13 protein-coding genes are annotated in these 14,570 nt (G+C 58.7%); 4 read left to right on the top strand and 9 right to left on the bottom strand.

The window, feature by feature from the left end:
- Positions 1 to 60 precede the first annotated feature (60 nt).
- Positions 61 to 501 (bottom strand): acetyltransferase, encoded by a 441-nt coding sequence (locus tag G5171_RS06950; RefSeq protein WP_421259994.1) that lies wholly within the window; start codon positions 499 to 501, stop codon positions 61 to 63.
- 58 nt (positions 502 to 559) lie between these two features.
- Positions 560 to 1,405 (bottom strand): DUF5718 family protein, encoded by an 846-nt coding sequence (locus G5171_RS06955; RefSeq protein WP_421259995.1) that lies wholly within the window; start codon positions 1,403 to 1,405, stop codon positions 560 to 562.
- A 337-nt stretch (positions 1,406 to 1,742) separates the two neighbouring features.
- Between G5171_RS06955 and G5171_RS06960 the strand changes: the two genes are divergently transcribed.
- Positions 1,743 to 2,135 carry an NUDIX hydrolase gene (locus G5171_RS06960; RefSeq protein WP_421259996.1) on the top strand — a complete coding sequence of 131 codons (393 nt, stop codon included), beginning with the start codon at positions 1,743 to 1,745 and terminating at the stop codon, positions 2,133 to 2,135.
- Positions 2,136 to 2,210: 75 nt separating this feature from the next.
- On the opposite strand, the gene pdxY is transcribed toward G5171_RS06960, so the two are convergent.
- The 3 genes from pdxY to G5171_RS06975 form a co-directional block, all read right to left on the bottom strand.
- On the bottom strand, positions 2,211 to 3,074 hold the full coding sequence (pdxY, locus tag G5171_RS06965) for a pyridoxal kinase PdxY (RefSeq protein WP_216953460.1): 864 nt from the start codon (positions 3,072 to 3,074) through the stop codon (positions 2,211 to 2,213).
- 174 nt (positions 3,075 to 3,248) lie between these two features.
- Positions 3,249 to 4,028 carry a DUF429 domain-containing protein gene (locus tag G5171_RS06970; RefSeq protein WP_421259997.1) on the bottom strand — a complete coding sequence of 260 codons (780 nt, stop codon included), beginning with the start codon at positions 4,026 to 4,028 and terminating at the stop codon, positions 3,249 to 3,251.
- Between the two features lie 83 nt (positions 4,029 to 4,111).
- Complete coding sequence (locus tag G5171_RS06975) at positions 4,112 to 4,675, bottom strand: VC2662 family protein (RefSeq protein WP_421259998.1); 564 nt, start codon at positions 4,673 to 4,675, stop codon at positions 4,112 to 4,114.
- Between the two features lie 274 nt (positions 4,676 to 4,949).
- Here G5171_RS06975 and ybcJ point away from each other — a divergent pair, with 274 nt between their 5' ends.
- On the top strand, positions 4,950 to 5,183 hold the full coding sequence (gene ybcJ, locus G5171_RS06980) for a ribosome-associated protein YbcJ (protein WP_421259999.1): 234 nt from the start codon (positions 4,950 to 4,952) through the stop codon (positions 5,181 to 5,183).
- A gap of 33 nt (positions 5,184 to 5,216) precedes the next feature.
- Here ybcJ and G5171_RS06985 read toward each other — a convergent pair whose 3' ends face one another.
- The 4 genes from G5171_RS06985 to G5171_RS07000 all read right to left on the bottom strand — a co-directional run bounded on the left by G5171_RS06985 (position 5,217) and on the right by G5171_RS07000 (position 12,311).
- Positions 5,217 to 5,690, bottom strand: coding sequence for a DUF4442 domain-containing protein (locus G5171_RS06985; RefSeq protein ID WP_005352552.1), 474 nt, complete (start codon positions 5,688 to 5,690; stop codon positions 5,217 to 5,219).
- A 165-nt stretch (positions 5,691 to 5,855) separates the two neighbouring features.
- On the bottom strand, positions 5,856 to 7,607 hold the full coding sequence (locus tag G5171_RS06990; protein ID WP_421260000.1) for an ABC transporter transmembrane domain-containing protein: 1,752 nt from the start codon (positions 7,605 to 7,607) through the stop codon (positions 5,856 to 5,858).
- On the bottom strand, positions 7,604 to 9,340 hold the full coding sequence (locus tag G5171_RS06995; protein WP_421260001.1) for an ABC transporter transmembrane domain-containing protein: 1,737 nt from the start codon (positions 9,338 to 9,340) through the stop codon (positions 7,604 to 7,606). Before G5171_RS06995 ends, G5171_RS06990 begins: the two co-directional genes overlap by 4 nt.
- A 166-nt stretch (positions 9,341 to 9,506) precedes the next feature.
- Positions 9,507 to 12,311, bottom strand: a complete 2,805-nt coding sequence (locus G5171_RS07000; RefSeq protein WP_421251267.1) for a response regulator — start codon at positions 12,309 to 12,311, stop codon at positions 9,507 to 9,509.
- Positions 12,312 to 12,477: 166 nt separating this feature from the next.
- Here G5171_RS07000 and trxC point away from each other — a divergent pair, with 166 nt between their 5' ends.
- Together trxC and G5171_RS07010 are read left to right on the top strand one after the other, a co-directional pair.
- Positions 12,478 to 12,912 carry a thioredoxin TrxC gene (gene trxC, locus G5171_RS07005; protein WP_005346144.1) on the top strand — a complete coding sequence of 145 codons (435 nt, stop codon included), beginning with the start codon at positions 12,478 to 12,480 and terminating at the stop codon, positions 12,910 to 12,912.
- Between the two features lie 161 nt (positions 12,913 to 13,073).
- Complete coding sequence (locus G5171_RS07010) at positions 13,074 to 14,459, top strand: DASS family sodium-coupled anion symporter (RefSeq protein ID WP_337072889.1); 1,386 nt, start codon at positions 13,074 to 13,076, stop codon at positions 14,457 to 14,459.
- Positions 14,460 to 14,570 lie beyond the last annotated feature (111 nt).

Genomic DNA, 14,570 nt, shown 5'->3' on the forward strand with positions numbered 1-14,570 from the left:
GCAGGATCAAAAACGGGGGATGGCGCAGGCCATCCCCCGTTCATTATCACACTTGAACGACTATCGCGGCAGCAACGCCATATGGAGCAAAGGATAGGGCTTGCCCTGGCCATCCAGCGGCGAGCGGCCCGTCACGACGAACTCCATCTTGTGGTAGAAACCCACCGCCTGCTCATTCTGCTCGTTGACGTCAACCAGCGTCGCGCCACACTGGCTGATGGCATGTTCCACCAACCGGCGACCCACGCCACTGCCGCGCACCGCCGGCGCCACAAACAGCATCTCTATCTTGCCATCACATAGCCCGCAAAAACCGGCAATGCGCCCCTCCTCCATTCGGGCACAGTGCAGTGTCACTGCATCGAAGTAGTGCTCCAGAATAAGCGGTTTGAGCGCGAGGATCTCGGCCTCGGGCAGGAAGTGGTGGGTCGCCCGCACCGAGGCCTCCCACAGCGCGATCAGGGCCGGATAATCGGCCCGCGTTACAGTATCAATCTTCATCAATGACTCTTTGTTGCAGCCCGCAGGATGGCAATTGCCGCCCCGCGGGCCAATCTGATTAGCGCGCCTGCACCGCCTGCAGCAGCACCGACACATCGGCACCAAAACTGCGGGTACGGATCGCCTCGCGAATATCCGCTTCGCTGTAGCGGCTGCCCGGATAGACCACCACACAGGAGGTGTCGCCAGGCTTGAGGAAGTGGGTCTCGCCAAACGGGGTATAACGGGTGGCACCGATGCTGATGAGCGCGTGGGGAGGGTGTCCCGCCTGCGCCAGCAGTCCCTGAATGTGCTCCGCCGGCCCCTCATCCTGCTGATGGTTGAACTTGTCGATGGCCCAGTCGAGCAGCTTGCAATGGAAGTAGCTGTAGTCGATGGCGGCGCTGTCTACCCCGTAGGCGTGCAGCTCACCGTCTCGCTCCAGATAGCAGGCGATGCGATAGTCATCGAGCTCGCAGCCGGCGGCAAAACCGGATAGCGGCAGCAGGTTGGCCGCCAGCCCCTTGCTCTCTTCGCCCCAGTTCTTCTTCTCGCTGATCTTCTTGGCGTTGGGACGACGGATAGAGCAGTCGTTATAGGCGCCAAAGGCGCGGGGATGGATCGCCACCACCTGCTTGCCCGCATACTCCAGCTCGCACCAGAGGGCCACTTCCGGCTCGATCTGCACCTTCTCGTCACCACTGACCGCCGCCTCCGGCAGGAAGATAGCCTTGTCGCTCAACGGGAATACCCCGAGCTGACCCGGATGACCGGGCACGAAGAAGGGGAACAACGCCTTGGGCGCCGTGGTGTCGCGCACCACAACCGCCACGAAATCCGACGCTTCACCCGCCTGCTCCAGATGACCGGCGAAATTGCCCGCTACCCCGAGTCCGATAAACTTGCTCTCTGCTGCTATCTGCATCTTGCTCACCTGCATCTTGCCCACGCAAGGTAGCAGGCCCGTCGCCCACTACCGCTAAAGTGGCAAGATTAAACCACAAGGGCCCCGCCTTCGCCCAGTCCGGCCCTGTCGTGGTGTGCGCCAGTCTACTTTTTTAGGGACGAGAAGGCTGTAGTGAAACAGCCATTGTGCACTCTTTCAGCTACGCGGTCACCGCGCTGGAAACAGTACGTTTCCGGCCTCTCCCCTCTTTCTTCTTGGGACTCAACCTCATCTTTGCTAGGCTGCCTGCATGCAAAACAGCGGTGCGCTTGAGTGCGCCCGGCTCATCACGGCAACCCCATTGGAGAGAAAACGGATGATCGACAAACTCGCCTGGCTCACCTTTAAAGATCAGCAACTGCTCTGCGCCCGCTCCCACGGCAAGGCGATCTACTACATCCCCGGCGGCAAGCGGGAACCGGGCGAAAGCGACGAAGCGGCGCTGATCCGCGAGATTGAAGAGGAGCTGGCCGTCACCCTGCTGCACGACACCCTGCGCTTTGCCTGCGAGTTCAGCGCCCAGGCAGATGGCAAACCGGCAGGGGTCGAAGTGCGACTGCGCTGCTACACCGGCGATGCGAGCGGCGCCCCGGTCGCCTCGGCCGAGATCGCCGAGCTGCGCTGGCTAGACAGCACTCACCTCGATGAGCTCTCCCCCGTCTCCCGTCTGCTGTTTGCCTGGCTGGTTGAACAGGGGTTGATCCGCTGACCCCATAACCGGGAGCGATACAAACAAAAGAGGTGAGCCAATGGCTCACCTCTTTTGCTTCAGACATGGCAGCAATCAGGGCAGTATCACCGCTCGCACCTCCACCTTCGGCGAATCAAACGCATCTTGCGCGGCGATGAGTTGCAGTTCGTAAGCCTGCTGGCGCCAGGTCTCCTGCAGCACCGCATCCACCGAGGCGTTGGTGCGCTCGAACGCGCTGACCGCATCGTGACCGGCCAGCAAATTGGCCAGCATCAGGGCGCTGATAAGATCGCCAACCCCCACCGGCTGGCGGGCAAAGTCATAGAGCGGACGGGCAATCAGGTAATCCCCTTGCGGAGTTGCCAGCAGCATCTCGAAGCGGCTGGAGTCCTGCGCCGCACGACCGAGATGTTTGACCAGCACCAGCTTGACGCCGCGGGCCAGCAGCTGATGGGCAGCCGCGCGGGTCTGATCCAGATCTGCCAGATGGGTATCACAGAGGGTCTCCAGCTCCAGCAGGTTGGGGGCCATCATGTCGGCCACCGGCAACGCCTGCTCGGTCAGGAAACGGGTAACGCCAGGAGCGACGATACACCCCTTCTCCGGGTGACCCATCACAGGGTCGCAGAAGTAGATGGCATCGGGGTTGGCCGCCTTGACAGCGTTGACCACGGTCAGGATCTCGTCCCCCTGCTCGGCGGAGCCAAGGTAGCCACTCAGCACGGCGTCACACTGGCTCAACACCTCGATATTGCCCAATCCTTTCACCAGCGCACTGATATGACCCGCCGGCATCGCCATCCCCTGCCACCCCTGGGCATATTGGGTGTGGTTGGAAAACTGCACCGTGTTGATGGGCCATACATCCATACCAAGGCGGCGCATGGGGAAGACGGCCGCGCTGTTGCCGGCACAACCAAAGACCACGTGGGACTGAATAGAGAGAACGGATTTCATCGGGAATACCACAGCAAAGGATCAGCAAGGTGGGCAATATATCGGATGAAGATAACGATGCGCCACCTTGGCGCGGGATGAACAGGCAATTTCCTGACTAAAGACAGGTTTTTTACGCCATTTGGCCCGCGTCGACAGGGTGAGCGGCGCCATGATCCGCCGCATCACCGTCCATCACATGCCGTTGTACTCAACGCCATGACGGGCAAAGTGATAGACCCATCCCTCATCACACGGCATGTCACTGGGTGGCGAAATCAGCTCAGGCAACACAGTCACCTTGCCGCCAGCGGCATATTGCAGCGCCATCAGGGCGCAGAGCGCCGCATCGTAGCGATCGGTGCCGACCAGCACATCCGCAGGCAGCAGCAGCGCCGCCAGCTCGTGCCGTGCCGGGGAGGCCTTGCCGCCCACTTTGGCCAATGCCGGATAGACCTCCAGCACGGCGCGACTGGCCTTCGGGGCAACGGTCGGCACCAGTTGCAGATCCGAGAGCCGCGGCAGCATGGAGAGCGCCAGGGTGGCGTTGTTGCCAAGCCGGTCGAAGGTGGCCGACAGCGGCTTCTTGCCGTACTGCTGATACAACCAGCGCTCGCAGTCGCGATAGGCGTAGGGGTTGTCTATCTCCCGCTCGGGAGCGGCGCAGCTATGTGGCTGGCCATTTAGCAGATCCCGCAAGGCACGGGGAAAGGCGAGCGGCGCATCGATACCGAGCGCCAGTTGCGGGCAGGCTTCTACCTGCATCAGGGTCAGCTCGTTTTGCAGGGCGGGACGCAGCAGAGCGGCCAGATCCGGCGCCACCCGCGAGCTAAGACGAAACAGCGGCGACACCCCGAGCCAGTGCAGGCGGTTGGAGTCGGCCTGCCAGCCCACCACGGCCACCGCCTGGGCACTGCCCTGCCAGCCACGCACATCCCAGCCGATCCCGATTGCACTCATTTGCCCTGCCGTCATCAATTACCTCTGTTCGCCTGTCACAAGTTGCAAGAGACACAGGGTAATCAGCAGAGGCCCTTAACGCAAAGCGAACCGCCCACTCAGAACGATTTCTGGAAGTTCACCAGCGGCAGAATGGGGAACACGCCGTTGGCGGCATAGTTGGCCAGCCCGATCTGCAAGCCATCAAGGTGCTTGGTGGCATTGATAAAGCCAATCTGGAAGGTGGTACGCTCGGCATAGTTGACCAGGCCGACGTTGGCCAGCGCATTGCCCTTGGCGATATTGACCGCCCCCCAGTTGAGCCCCTGTACATTGTTGGTCAGGTTGACCAGCCCCAGATTGACGCCGGTATCCTGCCCTTCGTGCCAGTTGATGGCGTTGATGGCGACCCCGCCAAACTGGTGGCGCACCCGACCAGCACCGAGGAAAATCCCGAGCTGCAGGCCGCTGAACTGATCCACATCGGAGAGGGCGAAGATCGGCAGATCAATACCCTTCACCTGACCGGTCCGACCGTAGAGCAGCGAGGCGCGCGCTCCTTCCACCTGATGGGATGCGGGCAGGTTGACGCCGGGCAGCGAAACCTGCACCGGAGTACTGGCCTGCGCGATACCACACAGAGTCAGGGCGCTGCACGCCAGCAGCAGTCGGGAGAGAATCATTGGAGGCTCCTTGCACCATTTACCAAACAAAGAAGGCCATCCTAACAGCCGTAGCAAGCAGAAAGCAGTGCGGCGAACATCTCTTGCGTCATCACTCGTCCCAGCTACTCCACAAATGGGATCAATGGCACAGTTCAGTACAACCCGACATAAAAAGCTGGCGCGAGGAGACCATTTTCACTGCCGTGGTCCAGCTTCCCTTTTCTTGCCGGAATGAACTGCCTAGAATAACCGCCCTGCCAGATCCGGCATTTATCCATATAGAGGATTTCCCATGGAGACGTTTCTGCTCGAAGGTCACCCCTTCGTTGCCTTGTGTGACCTTATCAAGCATCAGGGGTGGGCCGATTGTGGCGGCGCAGCCAAAGCCCTCATTGCCGAAGGGCTGGTCGAGGTGGACGGTCAGGTCGAGACCCGCAAGCGCTGCAAGATCGTGGCCGAACAGGTGGTCAACTTCAACGGCATGAAGGTTGTGGTCAAAGAGGGCGTCAGCCCGGATATTGGCTAAACCCCTGTCGGGGTGCCACGCTCTGGCAACCCGCTAGCTGGCCTTGATCGACAGGGTCAGCACAAAACGCGCCATCGCCTCATCCCCGTTCAATGACGGACAGGTGGCCACCACCCGGATGGGGCGATTGATGCGCTGACCGCTTGCCAGCGATTCGTCGATCATGGCGTCAATCTCCTCCCCCGCTGCGCAGTCGAACTGCACATCCCCCTCCGGTCGTTTCAAAAACTCCCCCTGCACATCCTTGAAGGCGAAGTGCACCTTCTTGCGCCGCTGCCGCCCCTTCTCCATCACCAGCAGACCACCCACCAGATCGGCGCCGGTCGCCAGCGCACCAAAATACATGCTGCCCAAGTGGTTACGGGTACGCCAGCCAAGGGGAATGCGAATACGCAGCGCCTTGGCGTTCATCTCTTCGATGATCGGGGCACAAAAACCGATGACGGGAATGTAGCGCCAGGCAAACAGCCGGAGCGCCAGATTGGCTTTGAAGCGTTGCAAATCCATATGCGAACTGATCCGATGAGTTAATATAAACAACATGTTGCCTGCATCTGTGGCATTCGACAAGCACAGGGATCACGGTTACGACCTTTTGCCCGGCGCAAAAAAGAGGGAACCACACCGGTTCCCTCTTCTCGTTCATCTCACTGTTAACAGCAAATCTGCCGCTCAGGCGCGCTTCTCTTCCAGCCAGGCCCCCTGACTCTGCATCTCGAACAGTTGGGCATAGTGACCGCCGAGGGCCATCAGCTCGCTGTGACTGCCCCGCTCGCTCACCTGACCGCGGGAGAGCAGCAGGATCTCGTCCGCATCGACGATGGTCGAGAGGCGGTGGGCGATGGCGATGGTGGTGCGACCACGACGCGCGGCAGAGATCGCCTGCGACAGTGCCAGCTCGGTCTGGGAGTCCACGCTCGCCGTCGCCTCATCCAGAATGAGGATGCGCGGATCCCCCACCAGCGCACGGGCAAAGGAGAGCAGTTGCCGCTGGCCGGCGGAGAGGTTCTTGCCCCCCTCTTCCATCAGGGTGTTGATCCCCTGTGGCAAGCTGTGCACAAACTCGGCCAGTTGCACCTCGCTCAGCGCCTGCCAGAGGCGCGCTTCGTCTATTCCGGCGCGGCCGAGACGCAGGTTCTCCGCCAAAGTGCCGACGAAGATAAAGGGATCTTGCTGCACAAGCCCGATGCTGCGGCGCACAGCCGCCAGCGACAGGGTATCCAGTGCGTGCTCATCGAAGCGGATCTGCCCCTGATCCAGCGGATAGAAGCCCATCAGCAAGCTGATGATGGTGGACTTGCCGCTGCCGGTATGGCCCACCAGCGCCAGCATCTGGCCCGGTTTTGCGGCAAAGCTGACCTCCCGCAGCACCTGTTGCTCACCATCGTAGGAGAAGCTCACCCGCTCGAAACTGACCCGCCCTTCCAGCGGGATCATCTCGCCATCGGTGCTCTCGCGGGTTTCATCGAGCAGGGCAAAGACCCGCTCCCCCGCCACCATCGCCTGCTGCAGCTGGTTAAGCTGGTTGGTCATCTCGATGAGCGGCTCGATCATCCGGCCCAGATAGCTGATAAATGCGTAGAGCACCCCCACCTGAATGGCACCGGCGTGGCTCCCCCCCTCGTGGGCGAACAGCCCCAACAGACCGATCAGCACCATCATGTAGAAGAGATCGATGAGCGGGCGCAGCAAAATGCCGTTGATCTTGAGGCTCTTGATCCGTGCCGACCAGTGTTGCTGGTTCACCTCGGCAAAGGCGTTGGCAAAGTGGCGCTCCTGCACCATCGCCTGAATAACCGGCATCCCCTGCAGCGACTCGTTGAGGCGGCTGTTGATGTCGGAGAGCAGGCTGCGGGTCGCTCGCACCACCGGCACGCTCAGTTTCTGGTAGAGCCACATCACCCCGCCCACAGCGGGCAGCAACAGGGAGCAGACCAGCATCAGCCGCAGATCTAGCAGCGCCATGGAGATGAGGATGCCGCACAACAGCACCACCTTTTGCACCAGCAAGCCGATCACCTGCACATAGAGGTTCATGATCGCTTCGGTGTCGTTGGTGATGCGGGAAATCAGCGAGCCGGATCGATGCTTGTCAAAGTAGCGGGCCGGCAAACGGATGGCGGTAGCAAATACCTGCTCGCGCAAAGTTTGCACCACCGCCTGAGCGATGCGGTTAAAGCGCAGGGATTGCAAATAGAAGCCCGCCGCCGACAGCACCTGCAAGCCCAGATAGCCCGCCGCAATCAGGGCTATGGTGGGCAGCACGATATTGCGAGGCGCCAGATAGTCATCGATAAAGAGCTTGATCAGCAGCGGCCCGGCCACTTCGGCGCCGGTGGCAAGCAGCAAACAGATCCCCGCCTGGATCAGCCAGCGAGGATACTGGGCGCAGTAGGCGAGCAGTCGTTTAATGGTCGGATTCACAGGCTCTCCTCCACCGCTTCTTCGAGACGCTGGTAACGCACCATATCTGCATACCAGCCATTGTGCGCCATCAGGGCACCGTGATGACCCCGTTCGCTAACGGCCCCCTGCTCCAGCACCAGGATCTCGTAGGCCTGCTCCACCGCCGTCATGCGATGGCTGACCAGGATCAGGGTGCGACGATGGGCTTTGAGGGCATGCAGAATTTGCTGCTCGGTGTGGGCATCCACCGCCGAGAGCGCATCATCGAGCACCAGAATGGGCGCATCCAGCAGCAGGGCGCGGGCAATGGCCAGCCGCTGTTTCTGACCGCCGGAGAGGGTCACCCCTTTCTCCCCCACCTCGGTCTCATAGCCCTTGGGGAAACGCACAATATCATCGTGGACACAGGCAATGCGCGCCACCCGTTCGACCTCCTCGCGGCTCGCATCGGGTTTGCCGAGGGCGATATTGGCGGCGATAGTGGTGGAAAACAGGAATGGCTCCTGCGGCACATAGGCAAACTGGCTGCGCAGTGTGGCGAGCGGCAGCTGGTCAATCGGAACGCCACCCATGACAATCGAACCGTGAGTCGGATTGGCAAGGCGCATCAACAGCTTGAGCAGGGAGCTCTTGCCTGCCCCGGTGCGCCCCACCACTCCGAGCATTCCCCCTTGCTTGAGGGTAACGTCGATATCCGCAAGCAGGGTGCGCTGCTCGAGTTGATAGCTCACCCCTTTGATCTGCAAAGGAAAGGCAGAGGTAAACACCGCCGGCTGGGCGGGCTCTTCGATATCGCTGCGCTCCCCAAGCAGGCTTTCGATACGGGAGTAGGCGGCGCTACCCCGCTCGATGATGTTGAACAGCCAGGCGATGGCAAACATCGGCCAGATCAGCTGGCCGAGGTACATGGTGAAGCTGGTGAGCTCACCCAGGGTCAGCTCATCGCGCAGCACCAGCACACTGCCCCCCGCCACCGCGAGGAAGTAGGAGCAACCGATACAGAGATAGATGACCGGATCGAATTTGGCATCGATGCGGGCCACCGCCATATTGCGCTCCCCCGCCTGTTTGGTCAGCTCGGCAAAGCCTTCATCTTCCAGCGATTCAACCGCATAGGATTTCAACACCCGCACGCCGGAAAGAGCCTCCTGGGTCTTGTTGTTGAGCCTGGAGAAGGCCCCTTGCGCAGCCTTGAACTGGGTGTAGATCTGGGTGCCGAAGCGGTTCATGAAATAGGCCATCACCGGCAGCGGCAGCAAGGAGACCAGCGTCAACTGCCAGGAGTACTGGCTGCACATGATGGAGAGCACCAATACCCCGACCATGATGGAGTCCACCAGAGTCAGCACCCCTTCGCCAGCGGTCATCTCCACAGCCTGAATGTCATTGGTGGCATGGGCCATCAAATCGCCAGTACGGTGGCGCTGATAAAAATCGGGGCTCATCTGGGTGAAATGGCTGAAAAGGCGATTGCGCAACACATAGGCCAGACGGTAAGAGGCACCAAACAGCATCACCCGCCAGACGTAGCGCAGCAGATAAATCAGCACACCCAGACCAAACAGCCCCGCCAGATAGCGCATCAGGGTACCATTGTCGAGACCACCCTTGGTGATGCCATCCACCACCCAGCCCACCACTTTGGGCGGAATAACGGTCAACAGGGCCACCATCAGCAGCAAGGAGATGGCGGCCAGATAACGGGGCCACTGCTCCTTGAAAAACCAGCTCAATCGTAAAAATACGCTCACACCACCAACCTTTAGCGCTCTCTGCCCGTGACCGCTCCAAGGAACGGCCATCAGAGAAGCCACGCAGAAATAGAAGAATGAAAACAATCGCCTCCGGCTGGAGGCGATTCGAACGAAAGCTCATCATATCCCGAACCGGGATGGTTGAGAATAATTACTATTTAATTCACTGTGACATGCGATCATCCCCTGATGAATAGGGATTATACGAATTTTCATGCTGCTCACCGGTCAACAGGAAGTGTGACACCTCTTCCCGGGTCTGGCTAAAGACCTGTTGCAACTGCTCCAGATCCGTCTCGCTTAGCACCTCGTTTTGCCGCAGGCGCCACTCCAGCTCGCCAGCCACCAATTGCAGACGGGCCGCCGAGATATTGGCCGACACCCCCTTGAGGGTGTGCAGCAGCTTGCTGGCCACCTCGGGCTGCTGACGGCGCAGAGCGGAGCGGATCTCCCACAGATCGTCCTTGTGCTCCGACATGAACAGCTTGAACAGAATCTGCAATGCCTCCTTGTCCTGCTCCAGCCGCTTGAGTGCATCCTGCAGATCGAGGATCCCGATCATATCCGGCGGTTTCACCTCCATGATCCCCGCCTGCTCCACCCCTTGCGGCTTTACCCACTGCAGCAGGTTGTTGTAGAGATCCAGCTTGCTCACCGGCTTGGTGACATAGCCATTCATCCCCACCCCCAGGCAACGCTCCTTGTCACCGGGCATGGCGCTGGCGGTGAGGGCAATGATGGGCACATCGTGTTTGTCGACCATCTTGCGGATCTGGCGGGTAGCATCGAGCCCGTCCAGCACCGGCATCTGCAAATCCATCAGGATCACGTCAAAAGGCTGCTCGGCGACCCGCTCCACCGCCTCCCGACCATTGCTGACCACGCACACCGCCGCATCGACCCGCCGCAGATACTCGATGATGAGCTGCTGATTGACCCGGTTGTCTTCGGCCAACAGCACTCGGGTACCCTGCAACAGGGATTTGAAGTGCTGCTGATCCCCTTGCACTTCGGCCTTGCGCAGGTTGAGCTCGTAGGAGCTGCCGTTGAGCAGCTCGTCCACCTTGGCCAGCAGGGCATTCTCGGTCATCGGTTTGGGCAGAAAATGGACCAGTCCCATGCTGTCCATCCGGGCGTGTAGCCCCTCCCTGGCCCAGGCACTGATCATCAGGATGGGGATCCGCCGCCACTGGCTGTGTTGATACATCTCCAGCGCCAGATCGAGTCCATCCTCCTGACCCATGCGCCAGTCGAGAATGGCCAGCCGCAGATTGGGCCCCTCTTCACGGAGCAGCTGACGGGCACGGGAAAGGGAGTTGACCGGCAGCACTCGCACGCCTGCGCGAGTGAGAATATCCTTGGCCAGATCCAGCACCAGTTCGTTGTCGTCCATTACCATCACCAGCGGTTGGTTCTCGAAGAAGACTTTTCGTCCAGCCACCCCATAGACCGCTTGCGCCATCGGTATATCGAACTTGAACAAAGAGCCGACACCGGGCTTGCTCTGTACGGTGATCCGCCCTCCCATCAGTTCAACCAGCCGCTGGGAGATATTGAGCCCCAGACCCGAGCCACCATATTTACGGGTATTTCCCGCCTCCAGCTGGGTAAAGGCCTGAAATAGTTGAGTCTGCTTCTCTTCAGCAATGCCAATACCGGTGTCGCGCACGCTGAAGCGGATCCGCATGGGATGAGTGTTGGCCAGCTCGATGCAGACTTCGACCTCGCCACGTTCGGTGAATTTGATGGCATTATTCACCAGATTGACCAGCACCTGCCCCAACCGCAGGGGATCACCACGCAAAAAGACCGGCACCTCGGGTGACTTGCGAATGATCACTTCCACATGTTTGCGCTCCGCCAAATCGGCAAACATGCCTGCCAGCGAATCGAGCTGCTCGCTAAGATCGAAGTCGATCTCCTCGAGCGTCAGTTTGCCGGACTCCACCTTGGTCAAATCCAGGATGTCATTGATCAGCAGAAGCAAGGTATCGGATGAGGATTTGATCTTGCCCAGATAGTCCCGCTGTTGCTGATCAAGCTCAGTCTGCAGTGCCAGCGAGCTGAAGCCGATGATGGCGTTCATGGGGGTGCGGATCTCGTGACTCATGTTGGCCAAAAAATCACTTTTGGCCTGGGCCAGCAAAGTTGTCTGACGGGACAACTCGCTCAATTTCTGATTACGACGCCACAGGGTATAGGCCACCAGCACAAAACTGATCAAGGCACCGCCAAGCACCATTAAATAGAAGCGGTTCAGCAATGATGAAGCCCGCTCCAGTTTATCCATCTTCCAGCGCACCAGGTTATCGCTCACCTGCATATCGATTAGACGATGGCGCAGGGTATGATAAGCCATCACCTGACGACTCAAATCCTTGCTCAGGTTAACCAAGGTGATCACCTCGGGTTGCGAGCCATAATGGGAAGCGAGATCGCGCTGCAACAAGCTCAACTGTTGTTGATACTGGTTATCGGCGCTGTGTTGCAAAAAATGGCTGAGTTGGGCCAACTCATTCAGGTCACGATGCAAAAGGCTCTCTGCCGGCGTGATAGTGCGAACCTTCTCAAGCTGATGCTGAAAGGGTTGCGCGATATATTCTACCGCCTTTTCCATGCTGTACAGTCTGGCCAGCTCCATCTGGTAGAGATCCAAATCCTGCAGCAACCTCCGGGAAAGAGGAGTTTGCTCAACCTCGGCATCACTGCGGATTTTGTGAACAAAGCTATCCAGAATACCGGATAACTGGACGAGCCGTTGCTGGACGTTGCTATCATTGGCACTCTCTCGACCAAGCAGGTAAACACTGTCAGTGTTGATTCTGTTCAGCACAGCCTCCGCAGCCTGATTCAGGCTGTATGCGCGCTGCTGCTGGCTAAGCAACTGCCAGCACATAACCGAGAAGCCAAGCAACAAGGCAGCAACCAGCAGCAGTACCACAGGGCTCTTCCGTGATCCTTTATTCATCCCGTTTTGACTCTCTACTTATAAGGGCCGCTGAATTATCCGGCTTGGGCAGAACCCGGAGTGGAAGTATCCACCCCAGCCGAGCACTGTGTTAACGTTGTTTGACTATTTAACTCTGGCACTATTCTCGTCACAGCCACCAGAGCCGCTCTTCAAGGAGGCTATTATGTCATTTATCACTACTTATTGTAGCCACTGCTTTACCAGAAACCGCCTGCCCTCCACCCACGTAAACCAGTCCGCCAAATGTGGGCACTGCAAGGCGTCTCTGTTCAGCCAGACCCCTTGCCTCGGGAAGGCTGATAACTTCGATACCCTTATCAGCTCCGATATTCCGGTCGTGGTCGATTTTTGGGCCAGCTGGTGCGGACCTTGCCAACAATTCTCTCCCGTCTTTCATGACGTGGCAAACGAACTCGAACCTCGAATGCGCTTTGTAAAGGTCGATACCGAGCAGCAAAGCGCAATTGCAACACGTTATGCCATTCGCAGCATCCCCACTCTGATGGTCTTCAAGCAGGGCAAGCTGGTGGATCAGATAAATGGCTCCTTGCCTAAAACCATGTTCAAGCAGTGGCTGGCACAGCTCATCAATGTTTAACTTATGTTTCAATATTGTTTTATTTGCGTGTGGCAATCCCCTTTTTTATCAATGAGTGTGTGAGTAGAGGCTGATTTTCAATATGTGAGTCTGTTTCAAACAAGTGAATGGATGTAATCTCGGCAACACAAAAACAACCATAAATTAACCGAGAGAACGATATGCACACATCGGCTGTACCCGCAACTCCATCTCGTTGGCTGGATATCAAAACCGGGATCGTTATCCTGGATCTGCTCCTGCTATGCGCCATGCTCGCCTGGCTCCCTTTTGACCCCATGGTCAACAAGGGGCTGGGCATTCTGATCTTTATCGCCATTCTCTGGCTAACCGAAGCGGTGAATATCACTATCACCGCGATCTCCATCCCGGTGCTTGCCACCCTGCTCGGGGTGTTTGATATGAGCAAGTCGTTGACCGACTTCGCTAACCCGGTACTATTCCTCTTCTTTGGCGGATTTGCCTTGGCGGCTGCACTTTCCAAACAGGGACTAGACACCCAGATTGCCGGTAAGGTGATGCAGCTTGCCAAGGGACACCTCGGCTGGGCTGCTATCGTACTCTTCAGTATTACTGCGGCACTCTCCATGTGGATCAGCAATACCGCCACCGCCGCCATGATGATGCCGCTGGCTCTTGGCATGCTCAAAGGCCTCGACATTCACAAGGAGCGGCGTACTCTGGTCTTCGTCTTGCTTGGTGTTGCCTACAGCGCCAGTATTGGCGGTATCGGCACCCTGGTCGGCAGCCCGCCCAACGCCATCGCAGCAGCCCAAATGGGACTTGGTTTTACTGACTGGCTGAAATTTGGTATCCCTGTAGTCCTCATCTTCATGCCCGTGGGGATCGGTCTGCTCTATCTCGTGACCCGCCCCAACCTCTCGCACCAGGTCAGCACCGAGCAGGTGACCATAGAGTGGACTGGCCAGCGCAAGGTGACTCTGCTGATCTTTCTGACCACAGTGCTGTTGTGGATTGGCTCCCAGCCTATTGCCCAGGCGCTGGGAGGAATACCTCAATTTGATACACTGATCGCCATGGGAGCCATCATCGCCATTGCCGTCAGCCGAGTGGCAAGCTGGGATGACATCAACCAGAACACCGACTGGGGAGTACTGATGCTGTTTGGTGGCGGCTTGACCCTGAGCGCCATCCTTAAGCAGACCGGGGCCAACGCCTTCCTGGCGGAGCACCTATCCAACGGTCTGGCCACCATGCCGATCTTCGTCATCCTGCTCTGTCTTGCCGCCTTCGTGGTGTTCCTGACCGAGCTGGTATCCAACACCGCTACCGCCGCTCTGCTGGTTCCACTGTTTGCCGGAGTCGCAGAGGCACTGGGAGTCTCTCCCATTGTCGTCTCCGTACTGATCGCTGTCGGTGCCTCGTGCGCCTTCATGCTGCCGGTAGCCACCCCGCCCAACGCAATTGTCTTCGCCAGCGGTCATATCCAGCAGCGTGAGATGATGCGGGCGGGTCTGGTGCTGAACCTGGTCTTCACCGTCATTTTGACCCTGCTTGCCTATTTCATGGGCGACATACTGCATTGATGGAAGGTTGCACGCTCACCGCGCTCCTCAATTAACCCCAAGTACCAACAAAGCCCCGTATCGTCGGGGCTTTCTCTTTTTTGGCACACTCACGACCATCTGCCACATCCC

The sequence above is a fragment of the Aeromonas sp. 600774 genome (genome assembly GCF_049175075.1).
Classification (GTDB): domain Bacteria; phylum Pseudomonadota; class Gammaproteobacteria; order Enterobacterales; family Aeromonadaceae; genus Aeromonas; species Aeromonas veronii_A.